Source organism: Bradyrhizobium sp. UFLA05-109 (genome assembly GCF_054185165.1).
In genome coordinates this window covers 47172-68347 of record NZ_JBBIAR010000011.1, presented here as the reverse complement: position 1 = coordinate 68347, position 21176 = coordinate 47172, and the positions used below count along the sequence as shown (strand labels likewise).

General features: G+C 63.0%; 18 protein-coding genes and 2 pseudogenes. 7 read left to right on the top strand and 13 right to left on the bottom strand.

What is annotated here, in order from left to right; all coding sequences use genetic code 11:
* Nucleotides 1-4 precede the first annotated feature (4 nt).
* Genes hemC through Q3C01_RS10205 form a run of 3 tightly spaced genes read right to left on the bottom strand, consistent with a single transcriptional unit; the run spans nt 5 to nt 3289 of the window.
* The gene (hemC, locus tag Q3C01_RS10215) at nt 5-985 is read right to left on the bottom strand and encodes a hydroxymethylbilane synthase (protein WP_458145194.1); all 981 of its coding nucleotides are present in this window, start codon (nt 983-985) and stop codon (nt 5-7) included.
* 27 nt (nt 986-1012) lie between these two features.
* Nucleotides 1013-2641 carry a GMC family oxidoreductase gene (locus Q3C01_RS10210; protein ID WP_458145193.1) on the bottom strand — a complete coding sequence of 543 codons (1629 nt, stop codon included), beginning with the start codon at nt 2639-2641 and terminating at the stop codon, nt 1013-1015.
* A gap of 57 nt (nt 2642-2698) precedes the next feature.
* Nucleotides 2699-3289: a TetR/AcrR family transcriptional regulator gene (locus Q3C01_RS10205; protein ID WP_458145192.1), complete on the bottom strand. Its 591-nt coding sequence runs from the start codon at nt 3287-3289 to the stop codon at nt 2699-2701.
* Nucleotides 3290-3392: 103 nt separating this feature from the next.
* On the opposite strand from Q3C01_RS10205, the gene Q3C01_RS10200 reads away from it, so the two are divergent.
* From Q3C01_RS10200 to Q3C01_RS10185, 4 genes are all read left to right on the top strand, one after another.
* Nucleotides 3393-3758, top strand: coding sequence for a nuclear transport factor 2 family protein (locus Q3C01_RS10200; RefSeq protein ID WP_458145191.1), 366 nt, complete (start codon nt 3393-3395; stop codon nt 3756-3758).
* A 173-nt stretch (nt 3759-3931) separates the two neighbouring features.
* Entirely contained in the window at nt 3932-5893 is a 1962-nt protein-coding gene (locus Q3C01_RS10195; RefSeq protein WP_458145190.1) for a putative bifunctional diguanylate cyclase/phosphodiesterase, read from the top strand.
* A gap of 177 nt (nt 5894-6070) precedes the next feature.
* The gene (locus Q3C01_RS10190; RefSeq protein WP_458145189.1) at nt 6071-7153 is read left to right on the top strand and encodes a winged helix-turn-helix domain-containing protein; all 1083 of its coding nucleotides are present in this window, start codon (nt 6071-6073) and stop codon (nt 7151-7153) included.
* Between the two features lie 277 nt (nt 7154-7430).
* A complete protein-coding gene (locus Q3C01_RS10185) occupies nt 7431-7961 on the top strand; it encodes a hypothetical protein (protein WP_458145188.1) in 531 nt (176 codons plus the stop codon).
* Between the two features lie 86 nt (nt 7962-8047).
* Here Q3C01_RS10185 and Q3C01_RS10180 read toward each other — a convergent pair whose 3' ends face one another.
* The 4 genes from Q3C01_RS10180 to pgm all read right to left on the bottom strand — a co-directional run bounded on the left by Q3C01_RS10180 (nt 8048) and on the right by pgm (nt 12854).
* Nucleotides 8048-9028 carry a PDR/VanB family oxidoreductase gene (locus Q3C01_RS10180; protein WP_458145187.1) on the bottom strand — a complete coding sequence of 327 codons (981 nt, stop codon included), beginning with the start codon at nt 9026-9028 and terminating at the stop codon, nt 8048-8050.
* Nucleotides 9029-9037: 9 nt separating this feature from the next.
* Nucleotides 9038-9790 carry a GntR family transcriptional regulator gene (locus Q3C01_RS10175; protein WP_458145186.1) on the bottom strand — a complete coding sequence of 251 codons (753 nt, stop codon included), beginning with the start codon at nt 9788-9790 and terminating at the stop codon, nt 9038-9040.
* A gap of 4 nt (nt 9791-9794) precedes the next feature.
* A complete protein-coding gene (locus tag Q3C01_RS10170; RefSeq protein ID WP_458145185.1) occupies nt 9795-10844 on the bottom strand; it encodes an aromatic ring-hydroxylating dioxygenase subunit alpha in 1050 nt (349 codons plus the stop codon).
* A 363-nt stretch (nt 10845-11207) separates the two neighbouring features.
* Entirely contained in the window at nt 11208-12854 is a 1647-nt protein-coding gene (gene pgm / locus Q3C01_RS10165) for a phosphoglucomutase (alpha-D-glucose-1,6-bisphosphate-dependent) (RefSeq protein WP_458145184.1), read from the bottom strand.
* Between the two features lie 241 nt (nt 12855-13095).
* Between pgm and Q3C01_RS10160 the strand changes: the two genes are divergently transcribed.
* On the top strand, nt 13096-14217 hold the full coding sequence (locus Q3C01_RS10160; RefSeq protein ID WP_458145183.1) for an alpha/beta hydrolase family protein: 1122 nt from the start codon (nt 13096-13098) through the stop codon (nt 14215-14217).
* 44 nt (nt 14218-14261) lie between these two features.
* On the opposite strand, the gene Q3C01_RS10155 is transcribed toward Q3C01_RS10160, so the two are convergent.
* The 5 genes and pseudogenes from Q3C01_RS10155 to Q3C01_RS10135 all read right to left on the bottom strand — a co-directional run bounded on the left by Q3C01_RS10155 (nt 14262) and on the right by Q3C01_RS10135 (nt 18092).
* Nucleotides 14262-14978, bottom strand: a complete 717-nt coding sequence (locus Q3C01_RS10155) for a winged helix-turn-helix domain-containing protein (RefSeq protein ID WP_458145182.1) — start codon at nt 14976-14978, stop codon at nt 14262-14264.
* Between the two features lie 936 nt (nt 14979-15914).
* Nucleotides 15915-16124, bottom strand: a pseudogene (locus tag Q3C01_RS10150) (hypothetical protein); the annotation flags it as partial.
* Nucleotides 16125-16137: 13 nt separating this feature from the next.
* Nucleotides 16138-16269, bottom strand: a complete 132-nt coding sequence (locus tag Q3C01_RS10145; RefSeq protein WP_458145181.1) for a carboxymuconolactone decarboxylase family protein — start codon at nt 16267-16269, stop codon at nt 16138-16140.
* A 1241-nt stretch (nt 16270-17510) separates the two neighbouring features.
* The gene (locus Q3C01_RS10140) at nt 17511-17675 is read right to left on the bottom strand and encodes a hypothetical protein (RefSeq protein WP_458145180.1); all 165 of its coding nucleotides are present in this window, start codon (nt 17673-17675) and stop codon (nt 17511-17513) included.
* Between the two features lie 15 nt (nt 17676-17690).
* On the bottom strand, nt 17691-18092 hold the full coding sequence (locus Q3C01_RS10135) for a hypothetical protein (protein WP_458145179.1): 402 nt from the start codon (nt 18090-18092) through the stop codon (nt 17691-17693).
* Here Q3C01_RS10135 and Q3C01_RS10130 point away from each other — a divergent pair.
* The gene (locus tag Q3C01_RS10130) at nt 18067-20004 is read left to right on the top strand and encodes an autotransporter family protein (RefSeq protein ID WP_458145178.1); all 1938 of its coding nucleotides are present in this window, start codon (nt 18067-18069) and stop codon (nt 20002-20004) included. The two genes, Q3C01_RS10135 and Q3C01_RS10130, sit on opposite strands and share 26 nt — an antisense overlap.
* Nucleotides 20005-20043: 39 nt before the next feature.
* Nucleotides 20044-20151 (top strand): annotated as a pseudogene (locus Q3C01_RS10125) (IS5/IS1182 family transposase); the annotation flags it as partial.
* Between the two features lie 44 nt (nt 20152-20195).
* Here the strand turns inward: Q3C01_RS10125 and Q3C01_RS10120 are convergent.
* Complete coding sequence (locus tag Q3C01_RS10120) at nt 20196-21065, bottom strand: substrate-binding domain-containing protein (protein WP_458145177.1); 870 nt, start codon at nt 21063-21065, stop codon at nt 20196-20198.
* Nucleotides 21066-21176 lie beyond the last annotated feature (111 nt).

Here is a 21176-nt window from a genome sequence, read left to right as displayed (position 1 = left end):
CAGTCTACCGCGGCCGGCTGCGCTCGATGATCTCGGCCGCACCCTTCGCCAGCAATTCAAGCCCGACCGCGCGGCCGAGTTCGCGCGGGCGAATTGCGGGTCCCGACCGCGAAGCTTCGATGATGGTGTTGCCGGAGAGATCGAGCACCGATGCGGTCAGCGACATCTGATCGCCAGAGATCGCCGAGAACCCCGCCACCGGCGAATTGCAGTGACCGTTGAGGACCCACAGCACCTCGCGTTCGGCATCGGCGCAGGCATGCGCAGCGGGATCGTCGATCGCGGACAGGATGCGCCGCGTCTGCCAGTCCTGCGCTGCACATTCCACCGCAACGATACCCTGCCCTGCCGCAGGCAACATCTCCGCCGCGGAGAATTCGTAGGCAATGCGGCTCGCAAGGCCGACGCGCTCGAGCCCCGAGCGCGCCATGATCAGCGCATCGGCGGGACCGACCGCACCGCCGTCGGGCAGCCGCTGCAGTTCGCGGTTGTCGAGCTTGCGCACGCGCGTGTCGGCGGCACCGCGAAAGTGAATCACCTCGGCCTCCGGAAACAGCCGATGCGCATAGGCCGCGCGCCGCACCGCGTTGGTGCCGATCTTGAAACCCTTGCCGCCCGACTGCCTGAACGCATCGAGCGAAACGCCCTCGCGCAGCACCAGCGCATCGTTCGGCGGATCGCGCGACAGCGTGGCGCCGATCACGAGGCCCGGCGTGTCCTCGTTGCCCGGCATGTCCTTGAGCGAATGCATTGCCGCCTGCAACTCGCCTGACAGCACCGCGGCGCGGATCTGTGCGACGAAGGCACCGCCCTTGCCGCCATGCGGCAGCAGCTTACTGGTCTGGTCAAGATCGCCCGTGGTGTCGAACTTGACGATCTCGACGTCGATGTCGGGCACGGCAGCAGCCAGGCGGCGCGCGATCTCTTCCGTCTGTGCCAGCGCCATCGCGCTCTTGCGCGTGCCGATCCGCAATCGAATAGCCAAGCCCAATGCTCCCTCTAGAGGCGCGGCTTACCGCGCATCCTCCAATATCATGTCGGAGGCCTTTTCGGCGATCATGATGATCGGCGCGTTGGTATTGCCTGACACGAGATCAGGCATGATCGATCCGTCGACCACGCGCAAGCCCTCGATGCCCCTCACCTTGAGCCGCTGGTCGACCACGGCGAGCGCGTCATTGCCCATGCGGCAGGTCGAGGTTGGATGATAGATGGTGCTGCCGCGCTGGCGGCAGAATTCCAAGAGCTCCGGATCGGTCGCGACCTTGAGTCCGGGATCTACCTCCTCCACCACAAAGGGCTTTAGCGCCGGCGCGTGCAATATCTTGCGCAGGACCTTCAGGCCCTCGACGTTCGTGGTGCGATCGGTCTCGGTCGACATGTAGTTGATGCGGATTTCCGGCGGCACCGTCGGGTCCGCGCTTCTGATGCGCAAGCTGCCGCGGCTTTCCGGACGGAGCTGGCACACCGAGGCGGTGAAGCCGGAAAAATCGTGCAGCTTCTCACCCATCTTGTCGGTCGAGAACGGCAGGAAATGCACCTGGATGTCGGGCGTGGCAAGCCGCGGGCTGGTCTTGAAGAAGACGCCCGCGGTGCCGGCAGCGATCGTCAGCCAGCCCTGCCGGAACAGCGCGTAGTGCACGCCGGTCAGCGTGCGTCGGATCGGATGGTTGATGGCGTCGTTGAGCGTGATCGGCTGCGAGCAGCGCATCACGATGCGGACCTGCATGTGATCCTGGAGATCGTGGCCGACGCCCGGAGCATCGAGCACGACATCGATGCCATGCCTGCGCAGCAGGTCGGCCGGGCCGACCCCGGAGAGCTGCAAGAGCTGCGGCGAGTTGTAGGCGCCGCTCGAGACCAGCACCTCCTTGCGCGCCCGCGCGCGGCGCAAGGCTGAACCTTGGCGATATTCGACGCCAACAGCGCGGCGGCCCTCGAACAGGATGCGGTGGCCGAGCGCCAAGGTTTCGATCTTGAGATTGCCGCGGTTCTTCGCGGGACCGAGATAGGCGACAGCCGTGGATGCGCGGCGGCCCTTGCGCGTCGTGGTCTGGAACAGGCCGACGCCTTCCTGCGCGGCGCCGTTGAAGTCGGGATTATAAGGCAGGCCCATCTCGACCGCCGCCCTGATGAAGGCCTTTGACAGGGGATCGGAGAGGATCAGATCCGAGACCGGCAGCGGTCCTCCGGTGCCGTGAAATTGATCGGCGCCGCGCGCCTGGTTCTCGGCCTTCTTGAAATAGGGCAGCACGTCGTCATAGCCCCAGCCCGCGTTGCCAAGCTGGCGCCAGCGGTCGTAATCCTCATGCTGGCCGCGGACGTATAACAGTCCGTTGATCGAGCTCGAGCCACCCAGCGTCTTGCCGCGCGGCTGGAACACTTGCCGTCCGTTGAGCTCGGGCTCCGGTTCGGTCTGGTACATCCAGTTGACGCTCTTCTCCTTGAACAGCCGGCCGTAGCCGAGCGGCACGTGGATCCAGATGTTGGAATCCTTCGGGCCGGCTTCGAGCAGCAGCACCGAATGCTTGCCGTTCGCCGACAATCGGTTGGCGAGCACGCAGCCGGCCGAGCCGGCGCCTACGATGACGTAGTCGAATTCGGGATCGGTCGAATGAGCGGGTTGCAGTTGGGCGGTCATGATTTTTCGGTTCTTATTGTTGTTGCCGGCGTTTCGGATCGAAGGTCCATAGCACACTCATTGCCGCAGACGCATCGCTTCGATCAGCGACTTGAACGCGCGGGCATATTCCGCGCCCGCCTTGGCGATGTCTGCTCTTCCGGCGCAGGCCACCGCGGCCTCCGTCACTGCGCCCAGCAACAGCCGCGCCAACGGCTCGATCGGCTGCCGCGCGATGAGGCCCGCGTCCATCGCGACCGCAAGCGCGCGCGGCATCTTGCCACCAAAATGCTGCGCGTCGATCTCGCGCCAGCGTTCCCAGCCGAGCACGGCCGGGCCGTCGCGCAGGATGATCTGGCCGGTCGGGCCCTTGGCTGTCGCGGCGAAATAGTGCTGCGTGCCGGCGACCATCGCGGCGAGCACGTCCTTCTCCGCGCGTGCCGCGCGGTCGATCTCGACAACGAGGTCATGCGAGACCTGGTCGAACACCGCAGCGAACACCGCCTCCTTAGTCTTGAAGTGATGATACACCGCGCCCTTGGCAACGCGCGCGCCGTCGGCGATGTCGTCCATGGTGGTAGCGACAAAGCCTTGTGTTCCGAACAGGCGGCGCGCCGCCGTCAGGATCGCCTCTGTGGTCGCGGCCCGTCGTTCCGCCTGCTTTGCCATGAATTCTGCTGTAGTCGAATTTCGCGGCTGCGGCCAGTTGACTTTTCGACTGACGGTCGGTATTTACCGACTATCAGTCGGTTTATGATCATGAGGTGCAGCCATGCCGAGCCGTGAGATTGTCGAAGCTTTTGCCAAGCACCTCGAGGACGGCGACTTCGTCGGAGCGATCGAGCAGTTTTATGCAGTCGACGCCGCCACCTATGAAAACCAGGCCGAGCCCATGGTTGGCCGCGACAAGCTCGCGGCCAAGGAACGCGGCGTGCTGGCTGCCTTCAAGGAGGTCAAGGCCGTGCGGCTCGGACCAAGCCTGATCGCCGGAGACAATGTCGCCACGCGCTGGAAATTCGCCTTCACCAAGGCCGAAGGTGTCACGCGCACGCTGGAGGAGATTGCGTGGCAGACCTGGCGCGGCGATGAGCTGATCGAGGAACGCTTCTTCTACGATCCGAAGCAGTTGGCGCGCTGACGCGGGAACCGCGGCCGGCATTTGTATCGATTTGTTACCGATACCGGCGGTTCCGTATGCACCCTGTGCCGCAGCGATGCCGACGCAGGCGATAATTCATAGTTCGTCAAAGGTTTGCAGCGAATTCTCGGACCTTGGGCCGAATATGAACGGTCCATGCTGCAGGCTCTGCAATGCCGTCCCGACTGACGTCCTATCTGACCAAGCTGTTCGCTGGCGATCTCGCCGCGTTCGGCGGCCCCGCAACCGACGACGCCGTCGCCGGCCACATCCGCGCGGAGCAGATGTCTCTCGTGCTCGGCTATTCCGTCGGCATCATGCTGGCCAATGCCTGCAATGCGGCTGTGCTCGCCATCGCGCTGTGGCATTCGCCCGACTGGAAGTTTGCCATGGCGTGGGCGATTGCGGTTGCGAACGCTGCGATCCTGTTCGGCGTGCAATCCCACAGCGCGCGCCGGATCACGAAGCCGCAATTCGTATCCCGCCGCGCCATGCACCGGCTGGTACGCAACGCGTTCGTCCTCGGCTCCGCCTGGGGCATCGTGCCGGTGGCGTTCTTCGCCAACGCCTCCACCGGCGGCCAGCTCGTCATCACCTGTCTGTGCGCCGGCATGCTGGCCGGCGGCGCGTTCGCCTTCGCCACCATTCCGATTGCGGCCATCGCGTTCACGACTCCCCTCTTCCTCGGCATCGGGATCTGTCTCGGCAGCGGCGGCGACCCCGCTTATCTGCTGATGGCGGTCCTGGTCGTGGTCTACGGATCGGTGCTGCTGCGCGGCGTGTTCGTCAATTCCTTCACCTTCATGCGACGCATCATGCGGCAGCTCGAAGCAGAGCGGTCCGTCCGCCAGGACCCGCTGACGCACCTGCCGAACCGTTTCGCGTTCAACGAGACACTCGATGCCGCCTTGAAGCGACTTGCCCTGTCCGGCGAGGAGTTCGCGGTACTGCTGCTCGACCTCGATCGTTTCAAGGAGGTGAACGACAAGTTCGGCCATCCGGCCGGTGACGAATTTTTGGTCCAGGTCGCCGGCCGCCTGCAACGCTGCACGCGGGCGGCCGAGCATGTCGCGCGCATCGGTGGCGACGAGTTCGCGCTGGTCATGGCCAATCTCACCCGGGCCGAGGACGCCCTGGAGATCGCAGAGCGATTCGTCGCGGCCTTCGCCAAGCCGTTCCTGATCGAGGGCCGCGAGATCATCGGAGGCACCAGCGTCGGTATCGTGCTGGCACCGCGGGACGGCGAGACGCAGCTCGACCTGCTCAAGCATGCCGACGCCGCGCTCTATCGTGCCAAGAAGTGCGGACCCGGCACGATCTGCTTCTTCGAGGCCGCCGACGACAAGTCGGCGCGCGATCGCAAGGCGCTGCAATCGGATCTCGAACTCGCCGTCGCGCGGGACGAGCTTTTCCTGGTCTTTCAGCCGTTCCTCAATCTCAGGGAGAACCGGATCACCGGCTTCGAGGCTCTTCTGCGCTGGAAGCATCCGGTGCGCGGATTGGTGCCGCCCAGTGAGTTCATTCCGATCGCCGAGGAAACCGGCCTCATCCACGAGATCGGCGAGTGGGTCATCCGGCGCGCCTGCGCGACGCTGGGGGAATGGCCCGACGATATCAGGGTCGCGGTGAATTTCTCCGCGGCACAGTTTCACAACACGAGCATTCTCCAGACCATCGTGAAGGCGCTGAGTGAGGCCAACGTCGCGCCCAGCCGGCTTGAGATCGAGATCACCGAATCGATGCTGCTGTCGAAATACGGCTCGGCATCGTCGATCCTGAACGCGCTGCTGCAACTCGGGATCACGGTGGCGCTGGACGATTTCGGCACCGGGTTCTCGTCACTGACCTATTTGCGCAAACTGCCGTTCAGCCGCATCAAGATCGATCGGTCCTTCATCAGCGACATGCTGGCGCAGCCGGACTGCGCCGCGATCGTGAAGTCGGTGATCGCTCTTGCGCGGGACTTGAACATCGGCGTGGTCGCCGAAGGCGTCGAGACGGCCGATCAGCTCGAATATCTGCGCCAGACCAATTGCGACGAAGTCCAGGGCTATCTCATCAGCCGCCCCGCCTCGGCCGAGCAGGCTTTGGCTCTAATCGACCCGAAGAAACAGCGGGCGACCTACGCGGCGTAGCCAACCTTGCGCTTTCGAATTTCCGTCCTCGTCCTTAAGGAGCGCGCCCGCATGTGTGAAAGAGTTCATATCTGTGGGTTGATATTCGGCTTACATTTTCTTTCCAAAGGCCAATTCTCGCCGGACGATCGCTGCCGCGCTCCCGGGGGATAGAGGGCAAGCCTGGGGAATGGTGCCATGCGCTATTTCTTCGAGGACTGTGCGTTGGACACTGACAGGCGCGAGTTGCGGCGCGGGCCCGATGTTGTGCCTACGACGCCGCAGGTTCTCGATCTGCTCGAATATTTGATCCGCAGCAGGGATCGCGTCGTCAGCAAGGACGATCTCATAAACGCGGTTTGGAATGGTCGGATTGTATCTGACTCGGCACTGACGACCCGGCTGAACGCCGTACGACGCGCGATCGGCGACTCCGGCGAGCAACAACGTCTCGTCAAAACATTTCCACGAAAGGGTTTTCGTTTCGTGGGAGCTGTACACGATGAGGATCGGCGCCCAGGAACCACGGTTGTCTCCCTCGCAGAACCGTCAAAGCCTGCCCGCGCAGCCGGGAACTCAGCGGTTTCGGTCGCAGATCTCTCTGAAAGAGCAGTGGGCAAACGGCGATTCCGTGACTGGCTGGGTCAGCTCAGAGGTCGCATGAAGCTCGTCGGCGGGGCGGTGGCGTCCGTTGCCACGATCGGCGCAATTGCCGGCGGCCTGATCGGTTATTGGAATGTCTGGAAGACGATCCGTACCGACGCAGTTCGGGAAGTTCAAAGGATCCAGGGACAACCGACAGTCAGGCCCGAGATCGCGACTCGTATCTCGCTCGTCGTGTTGCCCTTCGCGAACCTCAATAACGATCCAGAGCAGGAGCGCATTGCGGACGCCATTACGACAGATTTGACGACCGGTCTCGCGCGAACGCCCGCCACTTTCGTTATTGGACGCGAGACCGCCTTCACCTACAAGAACAAGTCGATCGATCTGAAGCAGCTCGGGACCGATCTCGGCATCCGCTGGGCCGTACACGGCGCGGTGAGACGCAACGGAGACCAGGTGCGGATCAACGTAACGCTAACCGATCTTCAGACCGCCCGCGACATCTGGTCAGATCGGTTCGACGGCGACCGAACAAATCTGACCGTCTTGCAGGAGAGCATCACGGCGCGGCTTCTCTGCATTGCGCACCTGCACCTCCGTCAATATGAAGCAGCCATCGAGCAGTGTAGCCGCTCGTTGAATATCGGCGCGAACTTTCAAGCCTACATGAGCTGATCTAAATCGCGTCCGCCCGCTGCAGCGTATCCACGGTGATGGTGCCCCCTACCGCGAAATACCAGACGTCCGTTGATCTTGCCTGGTCCGGAATACGCGGAACCCCGCCCTCCAGTTAGTAGCAATTTGCTGCAATTCGCAGAGCTTTACTCCCGGCGTCGGCGCATGCGGGTAAAGTAGCCGATACGCATGCAATAGAACGATGCACTCAAACTGCATCAAGACAGTCCCCAGAAATCGTGACGGATGCAGGACGCATCCGCGAAGGAGGTTTGGAATGCGCAAGACCATGATTGTTGTCGCAACCGCTGCTCTCGCCGTTGGCAGTACGTCGTTGTCGACCTCGGCATCCGCTTTTGGCCTCGTTCACCTCGGTGGTATCGGTCTCGTCCACCCCGGCGGTTTCGGTCTTATCCACCCCGGCGTCGGTCTCGTTCACCCCGGCGTCGGCCTCGGTCATTCCGCCTTCGGCTTCGCTCGCCTTGGCAGCGGCTACGGACCCATCCGCCTCGGTGGTAGCTTCGATGGCCGCCGCTTTGGTGGCGGGTCCTACTACGGCGGCTACGGCTATCGCGCTGCGCCTTACTACGCCGGCTACGGCGCGGCTGCGGCTATGGCGGCTTACGGCGGCTATGGCTATGGCGGCGAACCTTACTATGGCGGTTACGACTATAGTGGCCAGTCTTACTACGGCTCCTACGCCGATGACGGCGACTACGCCTATGCCAGCTCACCTTACGACGACGGCTACACCTACGGCTTCGCCCGCGGGCACCACTCGCGCAGCGCTCGTCACGGAGGCCGTTGAGCAATCTGGGCGGCATCGCATGGCGAACCGCTGCACCGCCCATGACCAACGTTGCCATGGGAGGTACGGCGGCACGCCTGCGGGCTCTAGATCGCATCCGCCCGTTGCAGCGTATCCACCGTGATGGTGCCCCGCGCGCGGGAGACGCAGGCGCAGATTTTCTGGTTCTCCTGCTTCTGATGGTCGCTGAAGAAGACGTCGCGGTGGTCGATCTCGCCCTCGACATCGACGACGTCGATCGCACACAGACCACATTCGCCTCGCTTGCAGTCGTACATCACCTCGTGGCCGGCGGCGTTGAGCACGTCCAGCATGGAGCGTTCGCGCGGGATCTCGAACTCCACGTCCGAGCCCTTCAGGCGCACGCGGAACGCTTCCGTGGGCAACGAGCCGCTGGAGCCGAAGGTCTCGTAGCGCAGATCAGCGAGCGGGCGCCCTGCACCTAGCCAGGCATGGCGCGCGCCGTCCAGCATGCGCATGGGGCCGCAGAACAGCGCCAGCGCGTCCGGCGGCAGGGAGGTGAACAGCGCATCGAGATCGAGCCGCCCGCCCTCGTCGCTGGCGTGGACAACCAAACGATCGCCCAGCAGCGCGGCGAGATGATCGAGATAGGCGGCATCGTGGCGCGAGCGCACCGCATAATGCAGGATCACGTTTACATCGCGCCGGATCAGCGCCTGCGCAGCACCGACGATCGGCGTGATGCCGATGCCGCCGGCGACCAGGCAATAATCCTTGCGGCTCCAGTCGACCGCGAGCAGCGACGATGGCAGCGTGACGTCGAGCCGAGCACCCGGCTGGAGCGACCACATGTAGCGCGAGCCGCCGCGGGAATCCTCGGCACGGCGAACGGCAATCCTGAAGCCACCGGGATCAGCCTCGCCGACCAGCGAATAGGACCGCGTCTCCGGCTGGCCATTGATGGTCACGCTAATGTTGATGTGGCTGCCGACCGGATAGGCGGCGCCGTCGAATTGATCCGGCAGAATCAGGAATTCGCGGATGCTTGGTGAGAGATCGCGCGTCTCGACCAGCGTCGCCGGAGTCCAGGTTTCGATGAATCGCATGGTACTCCCCTAGTCGGTTGCGGACTTGATCAGCGCGAGTGCCGGCAAGAGTTCCAGATGGGTCCGGTTGCGCAGCGCGAGACGCAGGTTTCGCACGGCGAGCCGCGCATGTTCGCGCATGATGGCTTCGGCGCGGGCGCCTTCACGGTTCTCGATCGCGTCGATCACGACTCGATGATGCTCCTGCCCGATGATCAAGATCTGCTGCGCCTCGGGCAGCGCCGATTGGGCCATCACGAAGCCGCTGGGCGAAGCGAACGGCAGCGCGGAGGCACGGTCGATCTGCCGGATCAACGGCGGGCTGCGCGACAATTCAGTCAGCAGCGCATGGAAGCGCGCATTGAGCGTGACATAGGACGAGAAGGCATCGACCGAGATCGGCATCTGGCGCAACAGCTCGTCGATCGCGGCGTGACACTCCCTGAGCGGCTCGAGCTCGCGCGCGGAAACGCCGCGCTCGGCGGCGAAGCGTGCGGCGAGCCCTTCCAGCGTGCCGCGCAGCTCGATGGAATCGAGGATGTCGCGCTCGGAGAACGCCTTCACCATGAAGCCGCCGGATGGGATCGCCTCCAGGAGGCCCTCCTCCTCCAGCCGCACCAGCGCCATGCGCACAGGCGTGCGCGAGGCGCCCGTGGTCTCGACCGCCTGGAGCTCGGAGATGCGCTCGCCGGGACGCAAAGACCCCGACAGGATCTGGTCGCGCAGCGCGAGCTGCGCCTTCACGGTCTGCGAGACGGAGCGGTCGACTTCGCGCTCGGCCATGGACCTACTCTGCGGCCTGCAGGTGTTGCGGCCCGTTTTCCTTCGCGACCATCTTGTCGATCAGCCGCCGCGACCACATCGCACCGGCATCGATATTGAGGTTGTAGAAGACGCGATCGGGATTCTCATCCATCGCGCGCTGCTGCGCCTCGAGGATCAGCTCATCCTCGTGGAAGATACCAGTGACGCCCTCGCGGATCTCGGTCGTGATCCGCTGATCATTGAGACGATAGTTGCGCGCGAAGGCCCAGAAGTAGTGGCAGGTCTTCTCGGTCTCGGGCGTGATGGTGTTGAGCACGAAACCGTTGACGCCCTGCGAGCGGTCGCCTTCCGGCGCGCCAGTGCCAGCCGGCGCCACGCCGACGTCGATGGCGACGGTGCACGGGGCTTCAAAGCGGATGATTTGCCAGCGGTCGACGAGGCCGGGCTTGCCGAGCTGCCTGGCCCAGAACGGCGGCGGCTCGATGTTGCGCATCCAGCGCGTCACCGTGACCGTCTTCTCGCCATGAGTGACGTCGAACGGCGCTTCGGCCACCGCCTCGTTCCCGATCGAGGAGCCGTGCACGAAAGTCTCGTGCGTGAGATCCATGAGGTTGTCGACCACGAGGCGATAGTCGCACTTCACATGGATGGTCTTGCCGTCGCCGGCCCAGGCCGGATCGTCGTTCCAATGCATGTCGGGAACGAGCGCGGGATCAGCCAGCGCGGGATCGCCCATCCAGAGCCAGATGTAGCGGTGACGCTCGACCACGGGATAGGCACGCACGCAGGCCGACGGGTTGATGGTCTCCTGCGAGGGCATGAAGGTGCAGCGGCCCTGCGCGTTGTATTTCAGGCCGTGATAGCCGCAGACGACGGTGTCGCCTTCCAGCCGGCCCTTGGAGAGCGGCACCAGGCGGTGCCAGCAGGCATCTTCCAGCGCCGTCACGGCGCCGTCGGCCTTCCGATACATCACCACGTGCTTGCCGCAGATCGTGCGCGGCAGCAGCGCCTGCTTTACCTCCGCGTCCCAGGCGGCGGTGTACCAGGCATTCATCGGGAAGGGTTTTGTCACCGGTCTCTCTCCCAAGGGTTATTGAATACGTTATGTATACAATAATAGAGAGGAAGAAAGAATTGGAGGTTTAATAATACCTCAATCTGGATTTATGTATACAGATCGGTCCAGAGAAGCCGCGGGCTCCGGCTCACCTCTCCCGCTCGCGGGAGAGGTGTAGGCCGCCTTCGGCGGCCGTACCGTTGGAAAACGCCAAGGCGAAAGCCTTGGCTATGGCGAAGCGCCGGGTGAGGCTGTCTCCGCCAAGGGATTTTCTCAGTAAACCTGAGACTATCCCGACGCGGACACCCTCACCCCACCCTCTCCCGCAAGCGGGAGAGGGATCACACCGTCGCTGTGGTGGGAGCGAGCCTCGCCCAGTTACGCCCCAAACACCCTTCTCAGCCCGGCCTGAGCCTCCTGCTGGATGCGGTGCAGGTGGTCGGTGCTGCGGAAGCTTTCGGCGTAGATCTTGTATACATCCTCGGTGCCGGAGGGCCTTGCGGCGAACCAGCCGTAGTCGGTCTCGACCTTGATGCCGCCGAAGGGCTGGCCGTTGCCTGGGGCCTTGCTCAGCGTGGCCCGGACGGGATCCCCGGCGAGGTCTTTCAAGCCGAGCTGCTCGGGCGTCACCGACTTCAGCACGCCCTTCTGGGCCGCGGTAGCCGCGACATCGATGCGCTCATAGTGGGGCACGCCGAGCTCGGCGGTGAGGTCGGCAAAGAGCTGGCTCGGGTTGCGGCCGGTCTTTGCCAGGATTTCGGCCGCGAGCAGCCCGAGGATGATGCCGTCCTTGTCGGTGGTCCACACCGTGCCGTCGCGCTTGAGGAACGATGCCCCTGCACTCTCCTCGCCGCCGAAGCCGAACGAGCCGGTGACGAGGCCATCGACGAACCATTTGAAGCCGACCGGGGTCTCGACCAGCTTGCGGCCAAGCTTCCTGGCGACGCGATCGATCACCGAGCTCGAGACCACGGTCTTGCCGATTGCGGCATCCCTGCCCCAGTCCGGCCGGTGCGCGAAGAGATAGGCGATCGCGGTCGCAAGATAATGGTTGGGGTTCATCAGTCCGCCGGTCGGCGTCACGATGCCGTGGCGATCCGCATCGGTGTCGTTGGCGAAGGCGACGTCAAAGCGGTCCTTCATGTGGATCAGGCTCGCCATGGCGTAGGGCGAGGAGCAGTCCATGCGGATCTTGCCGTCCCAATCCACCGTCATGAAACGGAAGGTCGGATCGATCGCCTCGTTCACCACCATCGCCTTCAGGCCGTAGCGCTCGATGATCGGATGCCAGTAATGCACGGCGGCGCCGCCGAGCGGATCGATTCCGATGTTGACGCCGGCCGATTTGACGAGCTCGAGATCGACGACATTGCCGAGATCGGCGACGTAAGGCGTGACGAAATCGAAAGCGTGAACGGAGGAGGATTTGCGCGCCTTCGCGTAGTCCATGCGCGCGACGCCCTTCAGCTCATCGGCGAGCAAGGCGTTGGCGCGTTTCTCGACGACACCGGTGACGTCGGTGTCGGCGGGACCGCCATGCGGCGGATTGTATTTGTAGCCGCCGTCCTCCGGCGGATTGTGCGACGGCGTGACGACGACGCCGTCGGCAAGGCCCGATGTGCGGCCCTTGTTGTAGGACAGGATCGCATGCGAGATCACCGGTGTCGGCGTGTAGCCGCCGGCCTGGTCGACCATGACGTCGACGCCGTTGGCGGCGAACACCTCGATCGCGCTGACGAGCGCGGGCTCGGCGAGCGCATGGGTGTCGATGCCGATGAACAAGGGACCGGTCAGCCCCTTCTCGCGCCGGTAGTCGCAGATCGCCTGCGTCGTGGCGAGGATATGGCCCTCGTTGAACGAATTCTTCAGCGAGGTGCCGCGGTGGCCCGACGTTCCGAATGCCACCCGCTGGGCCGGATCGGCCGTGTCAGGCTTGTTGGCGAAATAGGCCGTGACAAGCCTAGGAACATTGGCAAGCGCGCTCGGCGCAACCGGCTTACCCGCCGCGGGATCGACTTCTGCCACTGCAACTCCTCGTAACCTTCAAACGACAACCCCGAACACCATACCATCGGTCAGGCTGTCGCCAAGCCGCTTGCCCGACCGGTCAGCACCACGCACCAGCCGACGACCCGCCAACAACGCCCATCCACCGCGGGACGATCCATCGGCAGTGGCCGGCGGCAGGCAAATCCGGTGAACGTCCGTTCGCCGGATCGTGCGGCTCTGCTATGGTCTTTGGCGGTCACGGAGAAACATCCCGCCCATGCACCTCGCGCGCCGGCTTTTGCCCGTGCTCTGCTTGCTCGCCATCGCAGGCGCCATGGCTCGCGCGAAGGCTGCCGAGTTCTACACCGAGGATCTCCGCATCCCGATGGCAGCAGCAGGGCCGCAGGGGCTGGAGGCCTTCCTGGTGCGGCCTGCCGCGCCCAGGCGCTATCCGCTCGCTCTGCTGAGCCATGGCTCGCCGCGGGACTTCGACGACCGCGCGACCATGTCCGCGCACAAATATTACGCCATCGCGCTGGAGTTTGCCCGGCGCGGATTTGCCGCGTTGATCGTGCTGCGGCGCGGCTATGGCACCTCGCCGGGCGACCGGGTCGACAGCCTCGGCCCCTGTGCCCGTGCCGCCTATTTGCCGGCCACCGCGGTTGCGGTCGCCGACCTGCGCGCCGCGATCGATGCGATGGCACGGCGGAGCGACGTCACCACGACCGGGATGATCGCGGTCGGCCATTCCGCAGGCGGACTTGCCACCGTCGCATTGACCGCGCAGGCACCGCCCGGGCTGGTCGCCGCGATCAACTTTGCCGGCGGACGCGGCTCGTCCAGCGACAATTTCGTCTGCAATGCGGACGATCTCGTGCAGGCTTTCGCGACCTTCGGCAAGACCTCGCGCGTGCCGATGCTGTGGGTCTATGCCGCAAATGACCTGTTCTTCGCACCCGTGCTGGCGCATCGCTTCTACGACGCGTTCCGCAGCGGTGGCGGCAGTGCCAAGTTCATCGATGCGCCCCCTTATGGCGATGATGGCCACTATCTCTATTCCACCGTGACCCGCCCGCTCTGGACGCCGCTGGTCGACGCTTTCTTGCGCGAGCGTGGCCTCGGCAGCCGCGAGATGTTGAGTCCGCCGGATCCGCTGCCGGCGCCAGGGCAGCTCTCGGCCTCGGGCAAGGACGAGTTTTCGCGCTATCTCGCCAGCATCAATCCGCACAAGGCGTTCGCGGTCGCGCCCAGAGGCGCCTTCGGCTGGCGTTCCGGCCGCGCCAAGACCGACGACGCACGGCGCGATGCACTCGCGGCCTGCGCCAAATGGGCGACCGATTGCAGCCTCTATGCCGTCGACGACCGGCTCGCGAGCAGTCAGGCGGCAGCCGCGCGCTGACGCGTCTAAAGCGCGATGAGATTGGGATCAATCGTCATCGCGCCTTAGAGCCGTTCGCTGATTGCGAGCTTGTAGCCGACGCCAGTGACGGTTGCGATCACCGGCGTTCCGCTGCCGATCAGCTTGCGACGCAGCCGCGCCACCAGCGCATCGACCGTGCGCACATCGACCTCGGTCTGGCGGTTGCTGACGACCTCGATGAGGTAGTCACGGCTGAGCGGCCGGCCGTCTGAGCCGACGAGCGCGGCGAGCAGATCGAACTCGGCGCGGGTGAGCGCGACCGGCTTGCTGTCGCCGTCCATCAGCTCCCGGCGCATCAGATCGATGATCCAATCACCAAAAGCAATCGAGTTGTGGTTGCGCGCCGCCTTATGATCGATCGAGCGCCGCCGCAGCACGCTGCGCGCACGCGCAAGCAGGTCGCGCAGGTTGATCGGCTTGGTCACGTAATGATCGCCGGCGATCTCGAGCCCGAGGATGCGGTCGACGTCGGTGTCGCGGCGCGTGACGAAGATGATGCCGGCATTGCTGAGCGACTGGACCTCCTTGGCAAGTTCAAAGCCGTCACCGTCGGGCAGCTGAACGTCGAGGAAGACGAGATCGGTGCGGACGCGTAGCGCCTGGCGGCATTCCGCACAGGAGCCGGCACCGACGACGTTGAAATTGTTCTCGCTGAAATAACCAACCAGCATGGCGCGGGTCACCGGATCGTCCTCGACGACGACGATGCGATCCGGGCGACGTGCGTCCTGGGATCGCAAGTCCTGGGATCGCAAGTCCTGGGATCGCAAGTCCTGGGATCGCAAGTCCTGGGATACCGAGCCGGCCATCGCGTCAGCCTTTCCTTGAACGTTCGACGTCGTCGAAACGGTGCACAGAGCAGCCGGCCGCGCAGATATGCTCGCAACGCAATGCGTCGCGATGTGAACCTTCATTCACAATGCATTCGAAAGCCCCAGCGAACATGACGCGATAGTACGCCCCTCGGCGCGCGCAAACAATATCAGCGAGCGCAAGCATATTCCCTGGTAACAGGGAATTCTGCAGGGAAATGGGCCGCGGAAAGCCACCCAGGGTGTCTGCGAAATTTGCAGGAAGCACCAACGAATCCCGGCTCTTGCCGCCGCGAATGCGCGAAGCCGAAGCAGAGAAATTTCGGATCGCTTCAGGGAATGAGCGCGGCCTAAACAGGGAAATCGCCTCTGCGGGAGTAAGCGTCCATTTCTCACACCACTGCGCCTTGGCCTTGAGTTGGAAGGCTCGGCTCCATGCTGCCCCTTGGAGCGGAATTTGCCTCGGTAAGGCGATCGAGGAGCTTACCCGTGTAAAGCCGGCCCTTCTATTGCATAAAATCTTTCGGCCTAGAAAGACGGAGTTATCAATGAAGCTAACTGTACCGGTGTTATTTTAGGGAGCGCTTACGCCAACGATTGCCCCCCATTCCTCAAGTTCGTAAAACATAAAACACAGCTAGGTCAGCGTAACGACAGCCAGATCCAATGTTTTAGAGCTTTGACAGTCAAGCACATGCCTGTAATCACTTTTACGTCGGGTAACTGTCTCTTGTATAATCTCGGGAGAGACGCCTCACCGACAATTGGCCTGCAGTGACGGCGACCAAAGTTTCGGAAGATCGCTGCCAAATGAGAAGTTACAGTCCTCCAATCTTCGAAGCTGCAACCGCTTAACATCCAGCGTTAAGCCTGGGCAGATGGGCGGCCACACAAGATTAGATTAGACGCGGACTCATAGGCGCGGAGCCATAGCCTGATCGACGCAAGTTGCACGAAGGCGAGGTAGTTGGCGGCCAGTTTGTCGTAACGCGTCGCCACCCGACGAGACTGCTTGATCTTGTTGAAGAACCGCTCCACCTGGTTGCGAGCGCGGTAGAGATACGGGCTGAAGCAGATCGGATCGCTGCTATTGTGAGCCCGTCGCTTTGAGGGCCTTATGCGCAGCCAAAAATGACTGTCGACCTGTGGGCGTGCCGCAATAGACTGCGACGTGGGTCAGTATCTCCTTCAATTCATCTATCGTGACGCCTGTCCGCAAGGCTCCTCTTTCGATTTGTGAAACAGTTCACAACTGAACGAAAAGGCCCGCCAGCGCGACCGGGCCGCCTCGTGTTCATCGTTTCAGCCAACGGATTCATCGCCAGCCGCTGACCTTCCCGAACCCACGATACGCAGTAGCTCGCTGCCGTCGCCGAACGCTAGTGATCGATAATTTGCGAGCTGCTTTCGTCGGCGCTTTTGTGCCGACATGCGTAAGCCTGTCCGCCGAAAAAAACGCACAGCCCCCGGTCGCCGGCCGGTCAAGATCACCTTCGGCGAGATGCGCGACATGGATGTGCGCGGCGTCCTGGTCGATTGCGCGGACTATCGTTGCAGCCACAACGTCGCCTTGAGCGCGGATCGCTGGCCGGACTTCAATTGGGATAAACCTGAGGTCCCGACTATGGGATACCGTGAAACTTCCCGCCGGGGAGCGGCCCCAGCCCGGTCCACACAGACTGAGGCCGCCATGCTGCCGTTTACCGGGTGCCCTCCGATCGGATTAGAGGGAGGCCCAATCGGAACAAGCGGAGTCAGAACGACGCAAAGCTCCCAGCGCTCAAGCGCTATCCGCGGATCGCGGAGGCCGCGCTGAAGAACCGGCAGTTCGCTGAAGATCAATTACGTCCGATAACACCACTTCTCGTAAGTTATCTTAGCCGTGAAGCCAGCCTGCCCTTTCGACGCGCGGCTCGAAGTCCGCTTTGCGCCAACAGACGACATTCGACTGCAAGAAGTCGCAAGCGAAGTTCAACGGTGCCGCACTTCGGAATTTGGTCAGCGTTGCTGTCCCCTGTCACTCGATAGTCACAACCGACGAGAACTACGAGCCCGCCCTGTCTCGCGCCATGATTGTGGCGAAATCGACAGGATATGTTCTGCAAATAATACAAGCTCAGATTGAGCAAGCGGTTTTTTTGCGCGCTGCCATCCACAACGGTTTTGTTGTGGCGCCGGTTAGGACCTTTGTGCGTCCGAACTAATTCGAAGCGACCCGATCTCTCATGGTCGCATCGATTGGCGACATGTCGGCGGAGTTCAAATGCTTGATGCACGCTATGGCATGGTCCAGCCTGGAACGGCGAGGCGGCCGATGCGTAACCGGTATGGTCTCAAATGTGCAGGCGTGTCAGCGCGCGAGAGCGATCCATTGGGCTTGCGCGCGTGGCCACCCCGCCCCCGCCTCTGCGCATTACTCGCCGGGATTGCCTTGCTCGCCGTGTGGCTCTCAGCGCCCGCCTATTCGCAGGACGCGACTTGGGCGGGTCCTGGCAACAATTGGAACACGGCTGGCAACTGGTCGCCGAATACACAGGTGCCGATCGGCACCGCGACCTTCTCCGGGGCGACTCCGACGAGCATCAGTGTTTCCCTTCCCTCTTCAATCAACACGCTCGCGTTCACGGCCGCGGCCCCTGCCTATTCGTTTACCATCCTGTCGCCAAGCAATCTGTCGATCGACGGCAGCGGTATCGTCAACAATTCCTCAAATGCGCCGACCTTTATCACCGTCCCCGGTGCATCATTATTCTTCTTGAACAGCAGCACAGCCGCCAATGCCATTATCACCAACAACGGCGATTTGGGGTTCTTCAATTCAAGCACGGCGGGGACCGCGACCATCACAACAAACGGATTGATAAATTTTCTCAACACGAGCAGTGCGGACCACGCCACCATCACCGTCAACGCGGGCGGCAGGCTGGGCTTCAGGAATAACAGCACGGCGGCCAACGCCACGATCGTCAACAATGGATTGATCGACATCTTTGACAGCAGCACGGCTGGCAATGCCGTGGTCACGACCAACAGCGGCGCCACCACTTTCTTCCAGACCAACGGCAGCGGCGGTCAGGCGCGATTCATCACCAACGCGGGCGGCACTTTCGACATATCGGGCCTGACAAATGGCGGAACGACCGCGGGCTCGATCGAGGGCGCCGGAAACTATGTCCTCGGCACGAATACGCTGACGGTCGGTGGCAACGGTCTCTCGACCGAGGTCAGCGGGGTGATCAGCGGCAGTGGCGGCTCGCTGGTGAAGGTAGGCACCGGGACGCTCACCCTGTCGGGTGCCAACACCTATTCCGGTGATACGACGATCAGAGGCGGCACGCTTGCGGCGGGCGCCGTCAATGCATTCAGCGCGGCCTCCCATACCGTTGTGGAGACTGGCGGCACGCTCGCCCTGCAGGGCTTTAACCAGACTCTCAACAATGGCCTTGAGAACGCGGGAACAGTGCAGCTCGGGGTTCCAGGTGTAACGGCTCCCGGCACGACGCTGACTGTCGCCGGCAATTATGTCGGCGGGAACGGCATCCTCGCGCTCAACAGTTTTCTCGGCACCGATGGCTCGCCGTCGGATAGGCTCATCATCAATGGCGGCACCGCCACCGGCAGCACGGGGATTCTGGTCACCAATGTCGGAGGGCCGGGCATGCTGACCACGGCAAACGGAATCTTGGTGGTCAATGCTATCAACGGTGCCACGACACCCGGTGCCTTTACGCTTGCCAACCCCGAGCTGCGCGCGGGAGCTTACGACTATCATCTGTTCCAGGGCAGCCCTCCCACCATCAACGACCCGACCGTCGCGAATGATTGGTTCCTGCGCTCGACCTTCATCGATACGGGGCCAACGGAGCCGATTGGCCCCAATCCACCGCCGGAGCCGATGCCGCCGGGCGTCTGGCCGATCATCGGGCCGGAGCTTGCGACCTATGGCGTGGTGCAACCAATCGCTCGGCAGATGGGGCTCACTACGCTCGGCACCTTCCATGAGCGCGTCGGCGATGCGTCAGCCGACGCGGCGTGCTTGAATGCTGACCCGACCGGCGGCGCCGCCATCACCAAGGCTCCGCCCGTCGCTAACTGCCGGCAGATGGTCTGGGGCCGCCTGTTCGGCCAGCAGATCGACAACCACTACCAGGCCTTTGCCGATCCGCGCGCCAGCGGCCAGCTGGCTGGCATCCAGGCCGGCGCCGATCTCTGGCGCGGCAGCCTGATCCCGGGCCAAAGCGACACCGTCGGCCTCTACTTCGCCTATGGCAACGGCAATGTGGGCGTGAACGGCCTCGTCACCAACGCGGCGGCGACGGCCTATATCCTGGAGCACACCGGATCGGTGAATCTCAATGCCTATTCGGTGGGGGGCTACTGGACCCATTATGGCCCCGGCGGCTGGTACATCGACGTGGTGCTGCAGGGTTCATTCTACAACGGCAACGCGGCGACACAGTTTGCTAACCTGCCGATCAGTGGCACGGGCTTCACCTCATCGCTGGAGACAGGCTATCCGATCCCGCTGCCATGGTTGGGGCCAGGCTTCGTGCTGGAGCCGGAGGGCCAGATCATTTGGCAGCGGGTTTCCTTCGATGACGACAATGACGGTTTGGGTCCGGTCGCGCTGGGCACCACGTCCGGCGCCAGCGGGCGGCTCGGCCTGCGCGGCAAGTGGACCATCAACGACGCCGCAGGGCGGGTGTGGCAGCCTTATGTGCTCGCCAATGTCTGGCGCGACTGGGGCGGCAACGCGACCACGACGTTCGGCATCGACCCGGTGCCCTTGCTCGAGCAGGCGACGCGGCTGGAGTTTGCCGGCGGCCTCAGCGCGAAGATAATTCCCGGCCTCAGCCTCTATGCCCAGGCCGGCTACCAGTTCGCAGTGAGCGGCACCGACGGCGGCAAGCGCGACGGCGTCAAGGGCAACTTCGGCGTGCGGTACTCGTGGTAGACTCAGCAAGTCGCCTCACATCGCAGCCTGCTTTGAATCATGCGCTACGAACTCGCCGACCATGAATGTGTTGCCATCAAGCCGATGTTGCCGAACAAGCCGCGTGGCCTTGCTCGGGTAAACGACCGTCGTGTCCTCAATGGCATCTTCTAGGTGTTGCTCGCGACGGCTCCGTTGCAATGTGCTCGCCGTCAACGAGCTAAGAGTGGAACGCGGAGAATCTTGAAGCCCTTAATTTCAGGGAATGCCTCTGCCGCGTCGGGGGAAACTAGTTCTAATACTACGGCTTGCACGTCTCCGCTGATAAGTCGATCTAGTGAGGCGCCGTCGCCAACCGTAAGCAGAGCGTCCATAGCACCGACGGCCTCCAATGCGGAGCGGATGTCCTGTTCAACCGCGGACTGAGCCTTGTCGATGGCAACTTTTTGGCCCTTGAGCGCGGCGACCGATTTTACATCCGGTCGGGAGAGCAGGAGCACGACCAAAGGTATCGAGACCTTGACGTCGCCAGCTTTGGTCTCATCCGCGCGATCATTGCCCGGCGCCTTCGGGGTTTCGGCGTTCGTGATTTGCTCGGCGATCGCTAACGCAGCCACGATCAACTCCTGAGGAGACCTCTCTTTAGGAGGATTGCTGGTCTCCACGGTAGGCGGAGCATTTCCGGTTTCGGGAACAGGCGGAGACTCTGGAGTTGTGATGAGCCACGGCGGAGGGTTTCTCGGCTTTGGAGGAGGCAGCGCTTTCGGAGCCGCGGCGAGCGAGTCCCGAAAATCACGGGTCTTCTTCCGAGACTGCGCATCGACCGAGGTCGGCTCAACGCGCTTCGAAATGCGTTTGCGGGGAGCTTCCATCGACGCCTTGCCGACGGATGCGTTCGCGGCCCCCTTGGCAGAAGGCTGGCTCGCCTTAAGCGTCTGCCGGCTCCACGCCATGTAGGACTGGCATGGGAGGTTGCACGGCACCCCATCGATGTAAACGGTGCCAGGAGGGTCCAGCGGGTGAGCGAATGCCCCTCCAACAAGACCAACACTTACAAAGGCTACAATTGCCCATCGTTTCATTGAAATTACTCCTGTTACACAATTGAAATTGTCGTCCTCAATCGTTGCCGAGCGCGAAATAAAATCAGTGGCCGACGTGCGGACCGGGATGAATTGTGAGAGACGTTGACT

Coding starts and splice junctions, on each gene's coding strand:
- Q3C01_RS10205 (WP_458145192.1), bottom strand. CDS start 3,289: ATGGCAAAGCAGGCGGAACGACGGGCCGCGACCACAGAGGCGATCCTG.
- Q3C01_RS10160 (WP_458145183.1), top strand. CDS start 13,096: ATGCACCTCGCGCGCCGGCTTTTGCCCGTGCTCTGCTTGCTCGCCATC.
- Q3C01_RS10185 (WP_458145188.1), top strand. CDS start 7,431: ATGCGCAAGACCATGATTGTTGTCGCAACCGCTGCTCTCGCCGTTGGC.
- Q3C01_RS10210 (WP_458145193.1), bottom strand. CDS start 2,641: ATGACCGCCCAACTGCAACCCGCTCATTCGACCGATCCCGAATTCGAC.
- Q3C01_RS10195 (WP_458145190.1), top strand. CDS start 3,932: ATGCCGTCCCGACTGACGTCCTATCTGACCAAGCTGTTCGCTGGCGAT.
- Q3C01_RS10180 (WP_458145187.1), bottom strand. CDS start 9,028: ATGCGATTCATCGAAACCTGGACTCCGGCGACGCTGGTCGAGACGCGC.
- Q3C01_RS10190 (WP_458145189.1), top strand. CDS start 6,071: ATGCGCTATTTCTTCGAGGACTGTGCGTTGGACACTGACAGGCGCGAG.
- Q3C01_RS10120 (WP_458145177.1), bottom strand. CDS start 21,065: ATGAAACGATGGGCAATTGTAGCCTTTGTAAGTGTTGGTCTTGTTGGA.
- Q3C01_RS10175 (WP_458145186.1), bottom strand. CDS start 9,790: ATGGCCGAGCGCGAAGTCGACCGCTCCGTCTCGCAGACCGTGAAGGCG.
- Q3C01_RS10200 (WP_458145191.1), top strand. CDS start 3,393: ATGCCGAGCCGTGAGATTGTCGAAGCTTTTGCCAAGCACCTCGAGGAC.